The 20,008-nt window shown below is 51.0% G+C and carries 19 protein-coding genes; 17 read left to right on the top strand and 2 right to left on the bottom strand.

All coding sequences use genetic code 11. The features are described from left to right. Nucleotides 1–10: 10 nt before the first annotated feature. The 15 genes from AC2CGA_RS08450 (at nt 11) to AC2CGA_RS08380 (ending at nt 15,724) form a co-directional block, all read left to right on the top strand. The gene (locus AC2CGA_RS08450) at nt 11–718 is read left to right on the top strand and encodes a YveK family protein (RefSeq protein WP_014305878.1); all 708 of its coding nucleotides are present in this window, start codon (nt 11–13) and stop codon (nt 716–718) included. A 5-nt stretch (nt 719–723) separates the two neighbouring features. Beyond that, entirely contained in the window at nt 724–1,404 is a 681-nt protein-coding gene (gene epsB, locus AC2CGA_RS08445; protein WP_003151543.1) for a protein tyrosine kinase EpsB, read from the top strand. Between the two features lie 220 nt (nt 1,405–1,624). Then, a complete protein-coding gene (locus AC2CGA_RS08440; RefSeq protein ID WP_169539199.1) occupies nt 1,625–3,442 on the top strand; it encodes a polysaccharide biosynthesis protein in 1,818 nt (605 codons plus the stop codon). 15 nt (nt 3,443–3,457) lie between these two features. Next, nucleotides 3,458–4,597, top strand: coding sequence for a glycosyltransferase family 4 protein (locus tag AC2CGA_RS08435; RefSeq protein WP_079004906.1), 1,140 nt, complete (start codon nt 3,458–3,460; stop codon nt 4,595–4,597). Further along, nucleotides 4,594–5,436: a glycosyltransferase EpsE gene (gene epsE, locus AC2CGA_RS08430; protein WP_139885384.1), complete on the top strand. Its 843-nt coding sequence runs from the start codon at nt 4,594–4,596 to the stop codon at nt 5,434–5,436. The genes AC2CGA_RS08435 and epsE overlap by 4 nt, the downstream gene beginning before the upstream one ends. Continuing rightward, nucleotides 5,429–6,565: a glycosyltransferase family 1 protein gene (locus AC2CGA_RS08425; RefSeq protein ID WP_139885385.1), complete on the top strand. Its 1,137-nt coding sequence runs from the start codon at nt 5,429–5,431 to the stop codon at nt 6,563–6,565. The genes epsE and AC2CGA_RS08425 overlap by 8 nt, the downstream gene beginning before the upstream one ends. Nucleotides 6,566–6,568: 3 nt before the next feature. Further along, nucleotides 6,569–7,672: a biofilm exopolysaccharide biosynthesis protein EpsG gene (gene epsG / locus AC2CGA_RS08420; RefSeq protein WP_014305874.1), complete on the top strand. Its 1,104-nt coding sequence runs from the start codon at nt 6,569–6,571 to the stop codon at nt 7,670–7,672. Between the two features lie 18 nt (nt 7,673–7,690). Next, entirely contained in the window at nt 7,691–8,728 is a 1,038-nt protein-coding gene (locus tag AC2CGA_RS08415; RefSeq protein ID WP_043867449.1) for a glycosyltransferase family 2 protein, read from the top strand. A 4-nt stretch (nt 8,729–8,732) separates the two neighbouring features. Beyond that, the gene (locus AC2CGA_RS08410; protein WP_484480167.1) at nt 8,733–9,809 is read left to right on the top strand and encodes a polysaccharide pyruvyl transferase family protein; all 1,077 of its coding nucleotides are present in this window, start codon (nt 8,733–8,735) and stop codon (nt 9,807–9,809) included. Continuing rightward, nucleotides 9,806–10,840: a glycosyltransferase gene (locus AC2CGA_RS08405; protein WP_117614693.1), complete on the top strand. Its 1,035-nt coding sequence runs from the start codon at nt 9,806–9,808 to the stop codon at nt 10,838–10,840. Before AC2CGA_RS08410 ends, AC2CGA_RS08405 begins: the two co-directional genes overlap by 4 nt. Further along, nucleotides 10,837–12,354, top strand: coding sequence for an MATE family efflux transporter (locus tag AC2CGA_RS08400; protein WP_041481923.1), 1,518 nt, complete (start codon nt 10,837–10,839; stop codon nt 12,352–12,354). Before AC2CGA_RS08405 ends, AC2CGA_RS08400 begins: the two co-directional genes overlap by 4 nt. Further along, entirely contained in the window at nt 12,351–12,959 is a 609-nt protein-coding gene (locus AC2CGA_RS08395; RefSeq protein WP_015387678.1) for a sugar transferase, read from the top strand. Before AC2CGA_RS08400 ends, AC2CGA_RS08395 begins: the two co-directional genes overlap by 4 nt. After that, nucleotides 12,956–13,603 carry an acetyltransferase gene (locus tag AC2CGA_RS08390; protein WP_484480166.1) on the top strand — a complete coding sequence of 216 codons (648 nt, stop codon included), beginning with the start codon at nt 12,956–12,958 and terminating at the stop codon, nt 13,601–13,603. The genes AC2CGA_RS08395 and AC2CGA_RS08390 overlap by 4 nt, the downstream gene beginning before the upstream one ends. A 4-nt stretch (nt 13,604–13,607) precedes the next feature. Next, nucleotides 13,608–14,780: a DegT/DnrJ/EryC1/StrS family aminotransferase gene (locus AC2CGA_RS08385; RefSeq protein ID WP_119891466.1), complete on the top strand. Its 1,173-nt coding sequence runs from the start codon at nt 13,608–13,610 to the stop codon at nt 14,778–14,780. Continuing rightward, nucleotides 14,759–15,724 carry a polysaccharide pyruvyl transferase family protein gene (locus AC2CGA_RS08380; RefSeq protein ID WP_349686216.1) on the top strand — a complete coding sequence of 322 codons (966 nt, stop codon included), beginning with the start codon at nt 14,759–14,761 and terminating at the stop codon, nt 15,722–15,724. The genes AC2CGA_RS08385 and AC2CGA_RS08380 overlap by 22 nt, the downstream gene beginning before the upstream one ends. 13 nt (nt 15,725–15,737) lie before the next feature. Here AC2CGA_RS08380 and yvfG read toward each other — a convergent pair whose 3' ends face one another. After that, the gene (yvfG, locus tag AC2CGA_RS08375; RefSeq protein ID WP_003151570.1) at nt 15,738–15,956 is read right to left on the bottom strand and encodes a protein YvfG; all 219 of its coding nucleotides are present in this window, start codon (nt 15,954–15,956) and stop codon (nt 15,738–15,740) included. Nucleotides 15,957–16,033: 77 nt separating this feature from the next. On the opposite strand from yvfG, the gene rpoN reads away from it, so the two are divergent. Beyond that, the gene (rpoN, locus tag AC2CGA_RS08370; protein WP_052587370.1) at nt 16,034–17,344 is read left to right on the top strand and encodes an RNA polymerase factor sigma-54; all 1,311 of its coding nucleotides are present in this window, start codon (nt 16,034–16,036) and stop codon (nt 17,342–17,344) included. Nucleotides 17,345–17,381: 37 nt separating this feature from the next. Here rpoN and lutP read toward each other — a convergent pair whose 3' ends face one another. Next, the gene (lutP, locus tag AC2CGA_RS08365) at nt 17,382–19,058 is read right to left on the bottom strand and encodes an L-lactate permease LutP (RefSeq protein WP_014305865.1); all 1,677 of its coding nucleotides are present in this window, start codon (nt 19,056–19,058) and stop codon (nt 17,382–17,384) included. A 205-nt stretch (nt 19,059–19,263) separates the two neighbouring features. Between lutP and lutR the strand changes: the two genes are divergently transcribed. Next, nucleotides 19,264–19,983 carry an L-lactate utilization/bacilysin biosynthesis transcriptional regulator LutR gene (gene lutR / locus AC2CGA_RS08360; protein WP_024085825.1) on the top strand — a complete coding sequence of 240 codons (720 nt, stop codon included), beginning with the start codon at nt 19,264–19,266 and terminating at the stop codon, nt 19,981–19,983. The last annotated feature ends 25 nt before the right edge of the window (nt 19,984–20,008 follow it).

Below are 20,008 nucleotides of genomic sequence, written 5' to 3'. Positions count from 1 at the left end.
CTGTAATTACATGAATGAGAATATGAGTTTTAAAGAGTTATTTGACATTATTAAACACAGATTTTTACTGATTTTTATCATGACAGCAGTTGTAACGCTGGTGACGGGATACATCCAATTCCGGGTGATTTCGCCCGTTTATCAGGCATCGACCCAAGTGCTCATTCATGAAACAAGCGGTGAAAAAAATTCGAATCTCAGCGACGTTCAGCTGAATCTTCATTACAACAATACGTTTCAAACGATAATGAAAAGCCCGGTTGTGCTTGAGAAAGTGAAACAGAAGCTGCATCTTTCTGAGACGGCATCCGCTTTAAAAGCAAAGATCACGACAAGCAGCGAAACCGATTCAGAGATCATTAACGCAGCGGTGCAGGACGAGAACCCGAAACAGGCCGCCGCTATAGCGAACACGCTGATGAAGACATTTAAAAAAGAAGTCCGTGACAGGATGAATATAAAAGGCGTCATTGTTTTGTCCGAGGCAAAAGCATCGGAAAGCCCGATGGTCAAGCCTTCGCGCATCAGGAATATCATGATGGCGTTCGGTGCGGCTCTCATGGCGGGTGTGACGCTTGCGTTTTTTCTCCACTTTCTTGATGAAACCGTTAAAAGCGAGCGGCAGCTCAGCGAAAAAACAGACTTGCCTGTTTTAGGGGTTGTGTATGACATCAAAAATCAGCAGACACGGTCTGATGAAAAACATTTCGGGGAGTGAGGCGTTTGGGATTCAGAAAAAAGAAATCAAGAAGGGGACTGGCTCAAATATCCGTTTTACATCACAAATCATTGGTGGCTGAACAATACCGCACCATTCGGACAAATATTGAGTTCTCCTCTGTTCAGACCCATTTGCGCTCTATTCTCGTCACTTCCTCCGTTCCGGGAGAAGGAAAGTCATTCAGCGCCGCCAACCTTGCCGCGGTATTTGCGCAGCAGGAAAAAAAGGTGCTGCTCGTCGATGCGGATTTACGAAAACCGACGATACACGAGACCTATCAGCTTGAAAATGTACAAGGCCTTACGAATGTGTTAGTCGGAAACGCTTCCCTCGGCGAAACGGTGCAAAAAACGCTGATTGATAACCTTTACGTCTTAACGAGCGGGCCGACGCCGCCGAATCCGGCCGAGCTTTTATCTTCAAAGGCGATGGGAGAGCTGATTCAGGAGATGTACAGCCGGTACAGTCTGGTTATTTTCGATTCACCTCCGCTTTTGGCGGTGGCGGACGGCCAGATTTTAGCGAACCAGACAGATGGAAGCGTTCTCGTCGTCTTGAGCGGAAAAACGAAAATGGATACCGTCCAAAAGGCGAAAGACGCGCTCCAGCAGTCAAAGGCAAAGCTTTTGGGGGCGCTGCTGAATAAAAAGAAAATCAAAAAAACAGAGCACTACTCGTATTGAGCGGTGCAGGTGATGTCTCCTTACCTTTATCAACGGAGGCACTCGGCTCTGCTGTGGGCGGCGTTTTCCGCCGCCTTAGATGCTGGTCGTCGGTGGCGGGGTGTGAGGACGGGTTAAATGCCCAATTTATCTTAAGATGATGCATTGTTATCGGCTTAGCTGTTATGTCTGTTTTTACGAAAACCGTATCAGCTAAACCGATAAATGAGGAGGGGAAAGATTGACTTACCGGAGAAGACTTTCAATGATTTTTGCATTGGATACGTATCTCGTTTTACTTTCCGTTGTTATAGGATATCAATTTTTTGAGGATTCTTATCACTTTTATGACTCCGGAGCGTTGCTGCTGACCGCCGTGACCATGCTGATCAGCCATCATGTATGCGCTTTTATGTTTCACCAGTATAAGCAGGTATGGACGTATACGGGAATAGGCGAGCTGCTTGATCTGCTGAAGGGGATCACGCTGTCCGCAGCTGTCACAGCCGCCGTCCAATACGGGGTGTTCCACACGATTTTGTTCCGGCTGTTAGCCGTCAGCTGGATGGTTCAGCTATTGTTCATCGGAGGAAGCCGGATGATTTCGCGCGTGCTGAAAGAAACGATCGGCAGGAAGCAAAATGACTCTTCCCGGGCGCTGATCATCGGCGCAGGCGCGGGAGGAACGCTGCTCGTCCGTCAGCTTACGCAGAAAAATGATCTCGGAATCATGCCTGTGGCTTTTATTGATGATGATCAGACGAAGCATAAGCTCAAAATCATGGGCCTGCCCGTCATCGGCGGAAAAGAAAGCATTATGCCGGCGGTGCAGAGGCTGAGAATTCACCACATCATCATCGCCATTCCGTCTCTTTGCACCCATGAGCTCCAGACGCTGTACAAAGAATGTGTACAGACGGGCGCTCATATTAAAATCATGCCGCAATTTGATGAGATCCTGCTCGGAACGCAGGCTGCCGGACACATCAGGGATGTGAAAGCCGAAGATCTCCTCGGCAGAAAGCCGGTCACCCTTGATACGAGCAAAATTTCTGACAGCATCAAAGGGAAAACGATTCTGGTCACGGGCGCCGGCGGCTCTATCGGTTCTGAAATCTGCCGCCAGATCAGCTCGTTTCTTCCGCATGAAATCGTCCTTCTCGGCCACGGGGAGAACAGCATTTATTCGGTGCATAACGAACTGTCCGCACGCTTCGGCAAAGAGGTGCTTTTTCACGCGGAGATCGCCGATATTCAGGACAGAGATAAAATCTTTACGTTGATGAAAAAATACGAGCCGCACGTCGTCTATCATGCGGCCGCCCATAAACATGTGCCGTTAATGGAACATAATCCGGAAGAAGCCGTCAAAAACAATATTATCGGCACGAAAAATGTCGCCGAAGCCGCCGATATGTGCGGAACGGAAACATTCGTGCTGATTTCTTCTGACAAAGCGGTCAATCCGGCCAATGTCATGGGCGCGACGAAGCGGTTTGCGGAAATGGTCATCATGAACCTCGGAAAGGTCAGCAACACCAAATTCGCCGCCGTCCGTTTCGGGAATGTGCTCGGAAGCCGCGGCAGCGTCATTCCGATTTTCAAAAAGCAGATTGAAAAAGGCGGACCCGTCACCGTCACGCATCCGGCGATGACAAGATATTTTATGACGATCCCCGAAGCGTCAAGACTCGTCATTCAGGCGGGGGCGCTTGCAAAAGGGCGGCAGATTTTCGTTCTGGATATGGGAGAACCCGTCAAAATCGTCGACTTGGCAAAAAACCTGATTCATTTATCAGGCTATACGACAGAACAGATTCCTATTGAATTCTCCGGCATCCGCCCGGGAGAAAAGATGTATGAAGAACTGCTGAATCATAATGAAGTACATACGGAACAGATTTTTCCGAAAATCCATATCGGGAAAGCGATCGACGGGGATTGGGCCGTGCTCATCCGTTTTATGGAGGAATTCAGCCGTCTGCCTGAAGATGAGCTGAGAAAACGTCTGTTTGAGGCGATCGAATCAGTACATGAAGAAGCGGCCGCAGGTGTGTGATGGGAGGACAGAAAGATGACGAAAAAAGTATTATTCTGCGCCACTGTCGATTATCATTTTAAAGCCTTTCATCTTCCGTATTTTCAATGGTTTCAGGATATGGGCTGGGAGGTGCACGTCGCGGCAGGCGGCAATATGAATCTTCCATTCGTTGATGAAAAGTTTTCCATTCCGATCCGGCGCTCGCCGTTTCATCCCGAAAATCTTTCTGTTTACAGGCGGCTGAAACGGCTCATTCAGGCTAACGGCTACGACATGATTCACTGTCATACGCCGGTCGGCGGCGTGCTTGCACGCCTTGCGGCGAGACAAGCGCGCCAAAAAGGGACAAAGGTGCTGTACACCGCGCACGGCTTTCACTTCTGCGATGGAGCGCCCCTGAAAAATTGGCTTCTTTATTACCCGATCGAAAAATTTCTCTCTTCTTACACGGATTGTTTGATTACGATTAATGAAGAGGATTACGAACGGGCCAAGCAAATGAAAAAAACAGCTTGCGGCGCGAAGAAAATACACGGCATCGGCGTGAATACAGACAGGTTTCGCCCTGTGAGCCGGGCAGAGAGTGAACGTCTGAGAGAAAAACACGGCTTCGGCGCCGGGGAATTTATCCTCATATACCCCGCTGAATTAAACGGCAATAAAAACCAGGGACTTCTCATTGAGGCTGCGGCACTGCTGAAGAACCGCATTCCGGAGCTGAAACTCGTATTTGCCGGAGAAGGCGCGATGGAAGAGCCGTACAGAAAAAAGGCTGAATCACTCGGGGTATCCGACATTGTGCGGTTTTACGGTTTTTGCCGTGACATTCATGAGCTGATTCAGCTTGCCGATCTGTCCGTCGCCTCAAGCATCCGCGAAGGGCTCGGCATGAATCTGCTTGAGGGGATGGCTGCCGAAAAGCCCGCCGTTGCCGCAGACAACAGGGGGCACCGTGAGATCATCGAAGACGGTGTGAACGGTTTTCTCGTGCCGGCAGGGGACAGCGCGGCATTTGCCGATCGGATTGAAAAGCTGTACCGATCCCCGGGTCTGCGAAAAGCAATGGGACAAGAAGGGCGCAGGACGGCGGAATTTTTTTCAGAAACACGTACGGTAAAGGAAATGGCGCACATTTACGCCGGTTATATGGATAAAAAGGAGAAAAGCGTATGAATGCAGGAGCACAACCGAAAATTTCCGTTATCATGGGAATTTATAATTGCGAAGAGACTTTAGCGGAGAGTATTGAATCCATCCTGAGCCAATCGTATAAGAATTGGGAACTGATTATGTGTGATGACGCGTCAACTGACGGAACGTATCAGATTGCGCGCCGTTACACGGATCATTACAGCGACCGGATCACGCTGATTCAAAATAAGACGAATCAACGGCTTGCCGCTTCGCTGAACCGCTGTCTGACATACGCAACGGGGGATTATATCGCCAGGCAGGACGGTGATGACATCTCCAACCCGAGGAGACTGGAAAAACAGGCCGCTTTCTTAAACAAGCACGCCCACTATCAAGTCGTGGGCACGGGGATGCTCGTATTTGATGAATTCGGCGTCAGGGGCGCCCGGCTTTTGCCGCCCGTGCCGAAACCGGGAATTATGGCGAAAGGCACACCGTTCTGCCACGGCACCATTATGATGCGGGCTGAAGCGTACAAAGCGCTTGGAGGCTACCGGTCAGTCAGGCGGACGCGGCGGATGGAGGATATCGATTTGTGGCTGCGCTTTTTTGAAGCGGGTTTCCGAGGGTACAATCTCCAGGAAACGCTGTATAAAGTAAGAGAGGACAGTGATGCGTTCAAAAGGAGATCGTTTACGTATTCCATTGATAATGCGGTGCTCGTTTTTCAGGCATGCAGACGGCTGAAGCTGCCGATTTCCCATTACGCGTATATCGCAAAACCGCTCATCCGCGCCATTACGCCGCCCGCGGTCATGAACCGTTATCATAAAAACAAGGACATCCGCCAAAAAGAAGGGCTTGCCGAACATGACTGACAAACCGATGCGGGTGCTGCACATCTTCAGCGGGATGAACAGGGGCGGCGCAGAAACGATGATGATGAATTTGTACCGGAAGATGGACAGAACGAAGGTGCAGTTTGATTTTTTAACCCATAGGAACGATCCGTGCGCTTATGACGAGGAAATTCTCGCTCTCGGCGGACGGCTTTTTTATGTGCCGAGCATCGGCAGCACAAACCCGATTACATTTGTTAAACAGGTCAAGCGGGTGATTCAGGAAAAAGGCCCGTTTGCCGCCGTGCACGCCCATACCGATTTTCAGTCTGGATTTATCGCGCTTGCCGCTCGTTTAGCCGGCGTCCCGGTGCGGATCTGCCATTCGCACAGTACGTCGTGGCGGGGGCGGGCGTCGCGGCTTGCCGGGATGCAGCTGTTTGTTTTCAGACGGCTGATCACGGCAAACGCCACGGCACTGTGCGCCTGCGGAAAAGAGGCGGGCCGTTTCTTATTCGGGAAAGATAAAGACGTGCATCTTTTGCCGAACGGCATTGATCTCGACTTATTTGCCGGCGGGTGCGCGGACACAGAAGCTGAAAAAAGGAAGCGGGGCATTGCAGACGGCCGTTTGGTGATCGGCCATATCGGCCGCTTTACAGAAGAAAAAAACCACGAATTTCTGCTCCGGCTGGCCGCTGATATGAAAGAGCGGGGCATCGGCTTACAGCTGATTCTCGCCGGAGACGGTCCTCTTCGCACCGATATGGAAAATCTGGCGGCGAAGCTGGGGCTTGATGATGATGTGCGTTTTATCGGTATAGAAGACCGCGTTCATGATCTGCTGAAAACGCTGGATGTATTTGTCATGCCGTCTCTTTATGAAGGGCTGCCCGTCACGCTCGTTGAAGCGCAGGCCTCCGGGGTGCCGTGCGTGATATCAGACGGCATAACGGAAGAAGCCGATGCCGGGCTCGGGCTGGTCAAAAGGCTCAGCCTCAAAGAACCGCCGGGACAATGGGCATCCGCGGTTTTACGGGCAGCAGAGGCGGCAAAGCCTGACGGGGCGCGCATTAAAGAAACCCTCAGTCGGCTGGGATATGACGCGGGAGAAAATGCGGGGGCTGTTATGAAGCTTTACAATATGAATTGGAAAAAGGAACAGTAACGAATGATTGTATATGTAGTCAATATGGGAATTGTTTATATTTGGTCATGGTTCGCGAAAATGTGCGGCGGGCGTGATCAATCGCTTTCGACCGGATACCGGCCGAATCAGCTCGTCATGCTCGTTCCGCTGCTATCGCTGGTATTGGTCTCCGGTTTGCGCTACAGAGTCGGGACGGATTTTCAGACGTACGCCCTGATGTACAAGCTGGCGGGAAATTACGGCAGCATTTGGGAGATCTTCGGGTTCGGAGCAAAAAAAGCAGCCGTTGATCCGGGGTTTACGGCTCTCATCTGGCTCATGAATTTTATCACGAAAGATCCGCAAATCATGTATTTCACCGTGGCGGTCGTGACATGCAGCTTTATTTTAAAGGGGCTCGTTGAGTTCGGCCGTCCGTTTGAGCTGAGTGTATTTTTGTTTTTGGGCACGTATCACTATTACGCTTCCTTTAACGGGATCAGGCAGTATATGGTGGCGGCCGTTTTGTTTTGGGCCGTCCGCTACGTGATCAGCGGAAGCTGGAAGCGTTATATGTCAATCGTGCTTCTGTGTTCGCTTTTTCATTCCTCAGCGCTGATTATGATTCCGGTTTATTTTCTCGTCAGAAAAAGAGCCTGGTCGCCCGCGATTTTCGGACTGTCGGCATTGTTTCTTCTTATGACGTTTCTGTATCAGAAGTTCATTTCGCTGTTTGTCGTCGTGCTGGAAAACAGCTCGTACGGCCATTATGAGAAATGGCTGATGACGAATACGAACGGGATGAACGTCGTAAAAATCGCGGTGCTGCTGCTGCCGCTGTTTTTGGCTTTCTGCTACCGGGAGCGGCTGCGGAAGCTCTGGCCTGACATTGATGTCATCGTGAATTTCTGTCTGCTCGGCCTGCTTTTCGGTCTTTTGGCGACAAAGGATGTTATTTTCGCCCGGTTTAATATATATTTCGGCCTGTACCAAATGATCCTGATCCCTTATTTTGTGAGAATTTTTGATGAAAAATCAAATGCGCTGATTTATATCGCCATTATTGTCTGTTATTTTCTTTACAGTTACTTGCTTATGCCGGTCGATTCGTCTGTGCTTCCGTACAGAACGATTTTTTCCCGGTAATGGACACTGGAGGTTTATATGGAAACACCCGCGGTCAGTTTATTAATTGCTGTGTATAATACGGAAACTTATTTAGAAAGGTGCTTAGATTCATTGCTCAATCAGTCGCTCGCCAATATCGAAATCGTGGCCGTTAATGACGGGTCAACGGATCAAAGCCCGGCGATTCTTGAAACCTATCAGAAGCGGGATGAGAGAATCAGGGTCGTTCATCAGCAAAACCGGGGGCTCGGCGCGGTCCGCAACAAGGGCATCGAGGCGGCGCACGGCGAATTTATCGCTTTTATTGATGCGGACGACTGGGTTGAACCTGATTATTGCCTGCGCATGTATGAAAAAGCGAAGGCTGACCAGGCTGATCTCGTGATTTGCGAATATGCGGCTGAATTTGCGGATACGGGGAAGACCGCTGTTTCAACGATCGCTTCAGCGTACGAGGGCCGCCCGAAACAACGGTACCTGAAAGATTTATTTGAAGGAAGAGTCAGCGGTTTTTCATGGAACAAGCTGTACAAAAGATCTATGATCGAGCATCATCAGCTGCGCTTTCCGCTTCGTGATGAGCTGGAGCACGTGGAGGATCAGTATTTCAGCCTCCGGGCGCATGTTTTCGCAGGTGCCGTCTCATACGTGGATCAGCCGCTCTATCATTATCGGATTCACTTGACTTCCATTGTGCAAAGCTATCAGAAAAAGCTGTTTGACTCAGGTCTCGTTCTCTATCGGCTGAACGAGGCTTTTTTGCGTGAAAACGGCTGCTTACACGAATACCGGCAGGAGCTGGATTTTTTCATCGTTCAGCACGGAACAGTCTGCCTGCTGAATGAATGGAAGCGGAATAACGGCGGCCGGTTTTCTGAGAAGTGGAAGAATATCAGCCGGATATGCGCTGATCCCGTATTCCGCATGAGCCTTTCCAAAACGGGAACGGCGCCGTTTGACGCCAAACGCTCATGCCTTCTGCTTTTGGCGAAGCTGAAGCTGATTCCGTTCGTGTCGCTGGCATCAGCCGCGTATCAGCGGGCAATCGAGTACAAAATGAAAATCAGAGGGTGAAGACATGTCGATACAATCTTTAAAAATCAATCTCGCGGAATGGCTTTTGCTTAAGGTCAAATACCCGTCCCAATTTCATTTCGGAACGGGAGCGGATGGGGCGGGGCTTACAGCGGCAAGAAAAAAGATCATTCTGACGCTGCTCCCGTCCCATGATAATCTCGGCGATCACGCCATCGCCTACGCAAGCAAAAAATTTCTTGAACGGGAGTATCCCGATTTTGACATTGTCGAGGTGGATATGAAGGATATATACAGATCGGCAAAAGCGCTGATCAAAAAGCGCCACCCCGATGATATGGTATTCATCATCGGCGGCGGGAATATGGGGGATTTGTACCGGTATGAGGAATGGACGCGCCGCTTTATCATAAAAACATTCCGGCAATATCGGATCGTTCAGCTTCCGGCGACGGCTCACTTTTCTGAATCAAAAAAGGGACGGAAGGAACTGAAGCGCGCCCGAAAAGTGTACAATGCGCATCCCGACCTTTTGTTGATGGCGAGAGATGAGACGACGTATCAATGGATGAAGCGTCATTTTCCCGAAAAAACAGTGCTCAAACAGCCTGACATGGTCTTATATTTGGATAAAAGCGAGCGGGGCATAGCGCGGGAAGGGATCTACCTCTGTTTACGGGAGGATAAGGAGAGCGCGCTGACGGCTGAGGACAGAACGATGGTAAAAGAAGCTTTGGCCAAAGAGTACGGAGAGCTGTATTCCTTTACCACGACGGTCGGCCGGAGGGTCAGCCGCCATACACGCGAAAAGGAGCTGGAAGCGCTTTGGAATACGCTGAAAGGCGCGGAAGCCGTCGTCACTGACAGGCTTCACGGGATGATTTTTTGTGCGCTGACGAAAACGCCTTGTGTCGTCATTCGTTCGTTTGATCATAAGGTGATGGAAGGCTATCAATGGCTGAAAAACATACCGAACATGACATTGCTTGAACATCCCGACCCTGAAGCCGTAACATCCGCCGTAAATCGGCTGCTCAGCGGCAAGCATGAGGAAGGCGGTTCTTTGCGAAGTGTTTATTTTGCCGGGCTGCGCTCGAAAATCAGCGGTGATGCCCAATGACCGCGCCGCTTGTGAGCGTGATCGTGCCGATGTATAAGACAGAGCCTTTTATTAAAGAATGCGCGGTTTCTTTAACAAAACAGACGCTGAGAGACATCGAAATCATTTTCGTCAATGACGGTTCACCGGATCAGTCAGGCCGGATGGCTGAACAATTCGCCGCAGAAGATGCGAGAGTCCGGGTGATTCATAAAGAAAACGGCGGCCTCAGCTCGGCCCGCAATGCCGGAATAAAAGCCGCCCGCGGCTGTTATATCGGTTTTGCGGACGGCGATGATTATGTGACGGAAACAATGTTCGAGCGGCTTTATGAAGAAGCGGAGAAGAACCGGCTGGATATCGCCGGCTGCGGTTATTATAAGGAAACGCCGTCTAAGAAAAGAACGTATATGCCGCCGTCCCTTCCGCCGGGCCGCGTCTTCACAGCGGATGAAATGACCGCATTGCTGACCCGCGCGCACGAACATCGGTTTATTTGGTATGTGTGGCGCTATATATACCGGCGAGAAGCATTGCAAGGGCTGTTGTTCCATGAAGATATCCGGTTTGCCGAGGACTCTCCGTTTAACTTGGCAGCGTTCCGCCAAGCCGCGCGTGTCAAAGTGATAGACGAAGGGCTGTATATCTACCGGGAAAATCCGCAAAGTCTTACAGAAACACCGTTTAAGCCCCGCTTAGATCACGAACTGCAAAAGCAATATGCAGCGAAAATGGCTTTTTATGAGGCAAACGGGCTGACGGACGCCTGCCGGAGCGATATTGATACATATTTGTGCAAGCATCAGATTCCGATGCTGATCGCCAACGCATGCGCCGCCCCGCAGCCGTCACACCAGATTACGGCGCATATCGGCAGAATCTTAACGTATGACATGGTAAAAACGGCCGTGCGCAGGACGCCGTGCCGCCATAAACAGCTGCTGGCCGGGGAGCGCGTGGTGCTCGGTCTGTGCAAAATGCGCCTTCCTCTTCTTCTTCATGCGTTTTTCGAACGGAAATCGAAAGAGAAAGGCAGTGCGGAAGGAGCATGAAATTTGCCATTAATTTCGGCGCCAATGTGACGGCGTTTTTACTATCGGTGTTTTTATCAGTGTGGATGACGCCCTTTATTGTGAAAACATTAGGTGTTGAGGCTTTTGGGTTTGTCCATCTGACACAGAATATCATTAACTATTTCTCTATTATTACCGTTGCGCTGAGCTCAGTCGTTGTGAGGTTTTTCTCCGTCGCCGCCCACAGGGGGAACAGGGACGAGGCCAATGCGTATGTAAGCAATTATTTAGCCGCGTCTGTCGTGATATCTCTATTACTCGCTGTGCCGCTCGCCGGGACTGCTTTTTTTATTGACAGGATTATGAATGTACCGGCCGGGCTCTTAACGGATGTGAGGCTGTCTATCGTAATCGGCAGCGTGCTGTTTATGCTGACGTTTTTTATGGCGGGGTTCGCGACGGGGCCGTTTTTTGCCAACAAGCTTTATATCACAAGTTCCATTCAGGCCGTGCAAATGCTGGTCAGGGTGCTGTGTGTGCTCGCTCTGTTTACGTGCCTGCCGCCGAAGATCTGGCAGATCCAGCTTTCGGCATTAGCGGGAGCCGTCTGTGCAGCTGTGCTGACTTTTTTCTTCTTTAAGAAATTGATTCCGTGGTTTTCTTTCAGCCGTAAAACTTTGTCATTACAGACGAGCAAAGTGCTGTTTTCGGCCGGTGCCTGGAGTTCTGTCAACCAGATCGGCGTGCTGCTGTTTCTGCAGATTGACCTCATGACGGCCAACCTCGTGCTGGGGCCGTCTGAAGCGGGTGTCTATGCGGCGATTATTCAATTCCCGCTTCTGCTCAGAAGTCTTGCCGGGACGCTTGCTTCACTGTTTGCGCCGGTTTTGACTTCCTATTATTCAAAAGGCGATATGGAAGGTCTCCTGTCTTACGCCAATAAGGCCGTGCGGATGAACGGGCTTCTCCTCGCGCTTCCCGCCGCATTATTAGGAGGGCTTGCCGAACCGTTTCTGGCGATTTGGCTGGGCCCGTCGTTTGTGCAGACGGCGCCGCTTTTATATATTCACGCCGCGTATTTGGCGGTCAGTCTCTCTGTCATGCCGCTTTTTTACGTATGGACGGCTTTTAATAAACAAAAAACGCCCGCCGTCGTTACTTTATGTTTAGGCGGACTGAATGTCATATTGGCCGTGGTTCTCAGCGGACCGGCACATCTCGGGCTGTACGGCATCACCATTGCCGGGGCTGTCTCCCTCATTTTGAAAAATGCCGTCTTCACGCCGCTGTATGTTTCGCATATTACCGGCTTTCAGAAAACCGCGTTTTACAAAGGCATGTTCGGCCCGTTGGCGGCGGCCGTATTTGCCTGGGCCGTCTGCCGGGGTATCCGGCTGTTTTCACCGCTTGACAGCTGGGCCGGTCTGATCGCCGCGGGGCTTGCCGTATGCATAAGCTATGCCGCATTCGCTTTTTTCTTCATTTGTACGAAAGAAGAAAGGCGGCTTGCTTTACAGAAATGCCGAAAAGTGAAAGGAGCTGTTCAGATTTGAAGGTGAAACGTGTATTTGATATAGCGGCCGCGACGCTGTTATTGTGCGGCGCGAGTGTCATTCTTCTCTTCGCCATGGCAGCCGTCAGATGCGCCATCGGGTCTCCGGTATTGTTCAAACAGACGAGACCGGGGCATAACGGGCGTCCGTTTACGTTGTATAAACTCAGAACGATGACGGATGCGCGTGATGAAAACGGTGTGCTGCTTCCGGATCATCTGCGCCTGACCAAAACGGGAAGGCTGATCAGAAAACTGAGCATCGACGAGCTTCCCCAGCTTTTTAATGTGCTCAAAGGCGATATCAGTCTGGTCGGCCCCCGCCCTTTGCTGATGGATTATCTGCCGCTTTACACGGCGGAGCAGGCGCGGCGGCACGAGGTGAAGCCGGGGATTACGGGCTGGGCGCAGGTCAATGGGAGAAACGCGATTTCATGGGAGGAGAAATTCAAGCTCGACGTGTGGTACGTCGACAACCGCACCTTTCTTCTCGACTTAAAGATTCTGCTTTTAACAGTGAAAAAAGTTCTCGTGTCAGAAGGCATACACCAAGCCGGCCATGTGACGGCAAAGCGCTTCACAGGCAGCGGAGATATGTCATCGTGAAAAAGGTCGTGCTGATCGGAAACGGCGGACACGGAAAAGTCGTGACGGAAATCGTGCAGGCCCGTTCCGATATGGAGCTTGCGGGCATATTGGACGACGGATTCAGCGGTTTTACCGCTCGGAACGGTTTATATACGGGCCGGACGGAAGACGTGCACATGCTTCGGAAACTCGTCCCCGAGGCCGTGTTCACGATATGCATCGGCCGCAACGGCGTCAGAAAGCAGTTCGCTGAAACGCTTGGGATTGAAGATGCCGATTATGCTTCACTCATTCACCCCGGGGCGATCGTCAGTGAAACGGCTTCCGTCGGACACGGAACGGTTGTGATGGCGGGCGCCGTCATTCAGGCGGGCGCTGACATCGGCGCCCATTGCATCATCAATACGGGGGCGGTTGCCGATCACGACAATGCAATCGGAGATTACGTCCATCTTTCACCGCGCGCGGCGCTTGCCGGCGGAGTGAAAGTCGGGGAAGGAACGCACATCGGAATCGGCGCGTCCGTCATACCGCAGATGGACATCGGCCCTTGGTCCGTTATCGGCGCGGGGGCTGCGGTCATCAGCAGAATTCCCGGCCATGTGACGGCGGTCGGCGTTCCGGCCCGCGTCATCTCCCCTATCCATAATGAAAAAGGATGATTTCATGCAAACAAACAAACGGATTTATTTGTCTCCGCCTCATATGAGCGGAAAAGAACAGGAATACATCGCAGAAGCCTTCCGAACCAATTGGATTGCCCCGCTCGGTCCGCTCGTCAATTCGTTTGAAGCGCGGCTCGCGGAATATGCGGGAGTGAAAAGCGCGGCGGCCGTAAGCTCGGGAACGGCCGCCATCCATCTTGCCCTGCGGCTTGCGGGTGTGAAAAAAGGAGACGTTGTATTTTGTCCTTCCTTTACATTTGTCGCCACGGCGAATCCGATTGTGTATGAGCAGGCTGAGCCCGTTTTTATTGATTCGGAATGGGAGACGTGGAATATGTCGCCCGCTGCGCTTGAGCGGGCGCTCCGGGATGCAAAGCGGCGCGGCAGACTCCCGAAAGCGGTGATCGCCGTCAATCTTTACGGCCAAAGCGCGAAAATGGATGAATTAATGAGCCTTTGTGACGCATACGGCGTCTGTCTGATTGAAGACGCTGCCGAGTCCTTAGGATCAACATATAAAGGCAGGCGGAGCGGCACGTTCGGCCGTTTCGGCATTTATTCCTTTAACGGCAACAAAATCATTACAACATCGGGAGGCGGCATGCTCGTGTCTGACGATGAAGCCGCGATTGAAAAAGCGAGGTTTCTTGCGTCACAGGCGAGAGATGCCGCCGTTCATTACCAGCACAGCGAGCTCGGTTACAACTACAGGCTCAGCAACATTCTCGCAGGCGTGGGTATATCGCAGCTGGAAGTGCTTGAAGATCGCGTCCGGGCGAGGAGAGAAATCTTTCACCGGTATCGGGAAGCGCTCGAAACATATCCGGGCATCCGCATGATGCCGGAGCTTGAAGGAACGGTTTCAAACCGCTGGCTGACGGCTCTGACGCTTGATAACGGCGTGACGCCGGAAGAAGCCGTCGCCTGTCTTGCGGAACAGAATATTGAGGCCCGGCCGCTGTGGAAACCGCTGCATACGCAGCCGCTTTTCTCATCTTCCGTCTTTTATCCTCACAGCGACCATGAGCGTGTCTCTGAGAACCTTTTCAGCCGGGGGATTTGTCTGCCGTCCGGGTCTGACCTGTCTTCTGAGGAGCAGCAGCGTGTCATTGACGCACTTGCGCAACTGTTTAAAACGAAAGGGGAGAAAACATGGACAGCCGCCATGTTATGAGCCGATTAAAAGAGACGCTGACGGGTCTGCTCAGCGTTATACCGCCGCAATCCGACATCATATATGCCGACTATCCCCTCTACGGAAATGTAGGGGATTTATTGATTATGAAAGGGACGGAGGCGTTTTTTAAAGCGCACGGCATCCGCGTGAAACAGCGCTGGAATCCCGACAATTTTCCATTCGGGCGCCGGGCGGACAAAAAGACGATCATCGTCTGTCAGGGTGGCGGAAATTTCGGGGATCTCTATCCGTACTATCAGACGTTCAGGGAAAAAATCGTCAAATCCTTTCCGGAAAACAGGATCGTCATCCTGCCGCAATCGATTTATTATCAGGATGAGACACGGCTGCAAAAGACATCGGCGCTTTTTGCGGAGCACAAGGATCTCCACCTGTTTACGAGAGATCATGTGTCATGCGAGACTGCGAAACGCTTTTTTTCGGCGAATCATATCGGGCTTATGCCTGATATGGCCCATCAGCTGTATCCGATCGCGGCGTCAGCGGTTCCGTCACGCGGCAGGCTTTATTTTATCCGCACGGATGGGGAAATCAACCCGAAGCTGCAAAACAATTCTTCCGTTAAAAACTGTGACTGGCAGGATGTTCTGTCAGCAAGCGACCGCAGGGGAATCGCTTTTTTCCAAACGCTGAATGTTTTGAATAAAAAAGCAGGAAACCCGCTGCCGATTGCGCGGTTTTGGAAACGCTATTCCGATTACTTAACGAAAAAAGCGGTACTGTTTTTCAGCAGGTACGAATCGGTGGAAACGTCAAGGCTCCACGGCCACATCCTGTCCTCGCTTCTCGGGAAACCGAATACCGTCATTGATAATTCATACGGGAAAAACGCGAACTATTATTACACCTGGACGCACGAAGCGCCGGACGTCCGGCTGATCGGTGAAACCGCCGGCACGAAGGAAAACCTTCCGCTTTGAATGAGCGGAAGGTTTATTTTGTTTCTCCGCGTTTTACTTTGTTGTACGCCTCATCCAAATGCTGAATTCTTTTGAGCACAACCGAGTTTTTCGTCAGCTGATCCTGTACAAGGGTTGAGACGACGGAGCGGTAATAGCTGTTCATCGCATGAATTCGGTCTTCATTCGGATTCATTTCAATGTGCTGTGTAAAGTTTTCAATAAAATAGGGAACAGAAAAAAGTTCTGACATCTATAAAGCAACTCCTTTTAATAAGTATATACGGTATGAAACCAATCATGTACAATGAAAAAAGGGGAGTGAGCATGATGGATATCAAACTTCAGCAAACACAAATGTTAAAGCCTCAATTAACGCAAGAGCTTAAACAGGCCATCACATTACTCGGATACAATTCCGCGGAACTGGCCGGATATATTGATGAGCTCTCACTGGAAAACCCTCTGATTGAACGAAAGGAAACAGACACGCCGCCACTATCTTACCATAAAACAAATAAAAACAGGATGAAAGAACGGGACGGAAGCCAGCAGATCAGACTTACCCGCAAAACGCTGCAGGATTCGCTCAAACAGCAAGCCTTAGACATGAAGCTGTCCGATGATGAGAAAAAAATTTTCAATTATCTGATACATTCATTGGATTCAAACGGTTATTTAAAAGAGGACATACCAGCCGCCGCCGACCATGTATCCGCTTCACAAGAGGAGACGGAAGCGGTTCTGAAAAAGCTTCAATCCCTTGAGCCCGCGGGAATCGGCGCCCGGTCTTTGCAGGAATGCATCCTTCTTCAGCTCCGCCGTCTGCCCGAGCGGAACGAACAGGCGGAATGGATTGCCAAAGCCTATTTTGAGCTATTTGCAAGAAAGAATTGGAAAGCGCTTACACAGAAAACGGGCATTCCGCTTAAAGACATTCAGGACATCGCTGACATGATCAGCGCGCTTGATCCGAGGCCGGGGCTCCGTTATGCGCATGAGGAGCCGGGTTTTTACGTAGAACCGGATATTTTCATCACGGTGAAAAACGGCATCATTCAAGCGCGGCTCAACAGCCGTTCGTTTCCTGACATCCAGCTTCATGCCCATTATCAGCCGCTCCTGTCAGCCGCCGGGTGCCGTGACACGAAAAATTATCTGTCGGCAAAATATCAGGAATGGCGCTGGCTGAACCGGGCTTTGTCGCAAAGAAAACAAACGATCACGAGAATTATCGGCGTCCTGACTGAACGGCAGGAATCCTTTTTTCTCACAGGAAAAAGCGGAATGCAGCCGCTGACCCTAAGAGAGGTGGCGGAAACGCTGGAGCTCCACGAATCAACGATCAGCCGGGCCATCAAAGGGAAGTACGTTCAGACGCCGTACGGACTGTATGAAATGAAAACATTTTTCTCGGCGAAAGCTGAATCATCGGGGGACGGCGGCGCCTCCAATTATGCCGTAAAAGCGCATCTGGAAGCATTGGTCCGTAAAGAAGATAAAAAGAAACCTTTTTCAGACCAAAAGCTTGCCGATCTGCTGCATGAACAATATGACATCCGAATCTCAAGGCGCACCGTCGCCAAATACCGTGACCAATTAAATATTCCGCCGTCATCGGCGAGAAAACGGTACAGCTGAAACCTCCCCGAGCCAAACCCCGGGGAGGTTCTCCGTGTTACGGGATCATCCATGAAAACAGATGATGCTGTAAAAATGTAATGAGACAGACGAGCAGAAGCAAAAACAGACTGTGCTTAATCGTAAAGCGGAAAAGGTCGGCTTCCTTGCCCGCCAGACCGACAGCGGCGCAGGCAACCGCAATGGATTGCGGAGAAATCATTTTTCCGGTGACACCGCCTGATGAATTGGCGGCAACGGAGAGAACCGGGTCCATCCCGACAGATAGCGCCGTCACCTTTTGCAATCCGCCGAACAATAGGTTGGCCGATGTATCAGAGCCGGTAATAAATACGCCGAGCCAGCCGAGCACCGGCGAAAAAAAGGTAAACATCGCGCCCGTCATGGCAAGCGCAAGACCGAGTGTCGTGCTCATGCCGGAAGCATTCGTCACATATGCAAAGCCGACAACAGAAACAATGGTCACGACCGGAAGCGTTAACTCTTTCACCGTTTCTATAAACGCTTCGCCCCACGTCTTCCACGACATGCCGAGGGCGAACTTGGAGATGACGGCGGCAATCAGAATCGCCGTTCCCGCTGAACCGAAAAGCTCAAGTTTGTACACGGCTTCAATCGGCGTGCCGTCCGCCTGAAGAATCTGCTGATTTACAAATGGGACGGGAGGCGTGAAGGTCAATGCTTTCCCGGCTGCATTCAGCCAGGAAAGCCACATTGACGTTCCTTCATAATGACCGGTTAAAGCAGCCTTCACGCCGGGAATCCCCCAAACGGATATCATGGCCGTCAGAAGAAGGAAAGGAGACCACGCTTTAAACACCGCGGCGCCCCCGTACTTGATCGGCGCCCGGTCAGCGGCCGCTGCTGATTCCCGTTCTGCCGCGAAACGAAAGGCCGTTTTCGGTTTCCAAAATTTCAAAAATACAGCGAGCGCGGCCATGGAAACAAGCGCCGACAGCACATCCGGAAGCTCAGGCCCTAAAAAATTCGAGCTTGCGTACTGCACGGCCGCAAAGGAGACGCCGGAAACAAGAATGGCCGGCCATACTTCAAAAGCCTTTTTAAACCCGCTCATCAAAATGATTAAGTAAAGCGGAATAAAGACGGATAAAAAAGGAAGCTGCCGGCCGACCATTTGGGAAATTTCCATTGCCGGTATCCCGGTCGGACCTTCGACGGCGGTAATCGGAATGCCGATCGCGCCGAAGGCAACGGGCGCCGTATTGGCAATCAGGCAAATTCCCGCCGCATACAGCGGCTGAAAACCAAGTCCGACGAGCAAAGCGGCCGAGATCGCGACGGGAGCGCCGAAACCGGCGGCGCCTTCTAAAAATGCCCCGAATGAAAAGGCGATGAGCAGCGCCTGCAAACGCCGGTCATCTGTAATTGAGAGCACCGAACTCCGGATAATCTCAAACTGTCCCGTTTTCACGGTGATTTTATACAGAAAGACCGATGTGACGATAATCCAGCCGATCGGAAGCAGCCCGTACACCGCTCCCTGAGAAGCGGACATCACCGCTTTTTCCGCCGGCATGCCGTAAACAAATACCGCGATTAAAAGTGAAACGGCTAACGTTAAAAGCCCCGCTATGTACCCCTTCATCCGTTTCACCGCAAGCGCCCAAAAAAAGAAGATAATCGGCACGAGCGCGCAAGCTGCCGATAAAAGCAAATTTCCCCCTAAAGGAGCGTACCCCTGTGTCCATTGCATCCCTAAAAAACCCCTCCTTATGTCATGTAAACGATTACTTTTTATGATAAGGTCATCTGATGACCGGGTTAATTAGCATTATATTTTGAAAGTTTTGAAAGTACAATACTTTTCTTGAACAAATTGTCTGAACCTGTCGGCAACACAAAAAAAGAAGTATAATAGACGATAAACATCAAGATTCACAAGTGACGGGGTGATCGCGTTGAAATATAAACAAATTAAAACGAAAAAAATCTACGAAGAAGTCGCTGACGCATTGCTGGAGAAGATAAAAGCGGGCGAGCTTAAGCCGGGTGAAAAGCTTGATTCCGTTCAGGCGCTTTCCGAGAGTTTTCAGGTCAGCCGCTCGGCGGTCAGAGAAGCGCTGTCGGCTTTGAAAGCGATGGGGCTCGTCGACATGAAGCAGGGAGAAGGCACATACATAAGAGAATTTGAGCCGTCTCATGTTTCCCAGCCGCTTTCTTCCGCCCTCTTGATGAAAAAAGAGGACGTCAAACAGCTGCTCGAAGTCAGAAAGCTGCTTGAACTCGGCGTCGCCGCCATGGCCGCTGAAAAACGCACCGAAGACGATTTGCAAAAAATCCGCCAAGCTCTCATGGAGATGAAAGACATTGACGGAGACGAAGAATTGGGCGAAAAAGCAGATTTCTCCTTTCACATGGCGCTGGCGGAAGCATCACAAAACGGGCTGCTTAAGCATCTCATGAATCATGTCTCCGCGCTCCTTTTGGAAACAATGAGAGAAACGAGAAAAATTTGGCTGTTTTCTAAACGAACGAGCGTGCAGCGATTGTATGAAGAGCATGAACGCATTTACAGCGCCGTCGCCGCCGGAGACGCGGATGAAGCGGAAGCCGCGATGACGGCGCACCTGACGAATGTGGAAGAAGTGCTGGGGGCTTATTTTGAAGAAAATGTATAGAAGCTGACTTGTGAAAGGGGATAAC

Source organism: Bacillus sp. SYZHCR11 (assembly GCF_057196865.1).
This window is presented reverse-complemented; position numbering and strand designations above follow the sequence as displayed.

Bases quoted from the DNA above. Each gene is read 5' to 3' on its own strand.
- AC2CGA_RS08435 (WP_079004906.1), top strand. From the start codon at position 3,458: ATGACGAAAAAAGTATTATTCTGCGCCACTGTCGATTATCATTTTAAA.
- lutP (WP_014305865.1), bottom strand. From the start codon at position 19,058: ATGCAATGGACACAGGGGTACGCTCCTTTAGGGGGAAATTTGCTTTTA.
- AC2CGA_RS08415 (WP_043867449.1), top strand. From the start codon at position 7,691: ATGGAAACACCCGCGGTCAGTTTATTAATTGCTGTGTATAATACGGAA.
- yvfG (WP_003151570.1), bottom strand. From the start codon at position 15,956: ATGTCAGAACTTTTTTCTGTTCCCTATTTTATTGAAAACTTTACACAG.
- AC2CGA_RS08380 (WP_349686216.1), top strand. From the start codon at position 14,759: ATGGACAGCCGCCATGTTATGAGCCGATTAAAAGAGACGCTGACGGGT.
- epsE (WP_139885384.1), top strand. From the start codon at position 4,594: ATGAATGCAGGAGCACAACCGAAAATTTCCGTTATCATGGGAATTTAT.
- AC2CGA_RS08410 (WP_484480167.1), top strand. From the start codon at position 8,733: ATGTCGATACAATCTTTAAAAATCAATCTCGCGGAATGGCTTTTGCTT.
- epsG (WP_014305874.1), top strand. From the start codon at position 6,569: ATGATTGTATATGTAGTCAATATGGGAATTGTTTATATTTGGTCATGG.
- AC2CGA_RS08400 (WP_041481923.1), top strand. From the start codon at position 10,837: ATGAAATTTGCCATTAATTTCGGCGCCAATGTGACGGCGTTTTTACTA.
- rpoN (WP_052587370.1), top strand. From the start codon at position 16,034: ATGGATATCAAACTTCAGCAAACACAAATGTTAAAGCCTCAATTAACG.
- AC2CGA_RS08385 (WP_119891466.1), top strand. From the start codon at position 13,608: ATGCAAACAAACAAACGGATTTATTTGTCTCCGCCTCATATGAGCGGA.
- AC2CGA_RS08425 (WP_139885385.1), top strand. From the start codon at position 5,429: ATGACTGACAAACCGATGCGGGTGCTGCACATCTTCAGCGGGATGAAC.
- AC2CGA_RS08450 (WP_014305878.1), top strand. From the start codon at position 11: ATGAATGAGAATATGAGTTTTAAAGAGTTATTTGACATTATTAAACAC.
- AC2CGA_RS08405 (WP_117614693.1), top strand. From the start codon at position 9,806: ATGACCGCGCCGCTTGTGAGCGTGATCGTGCCGATGTATAAGACAGAG.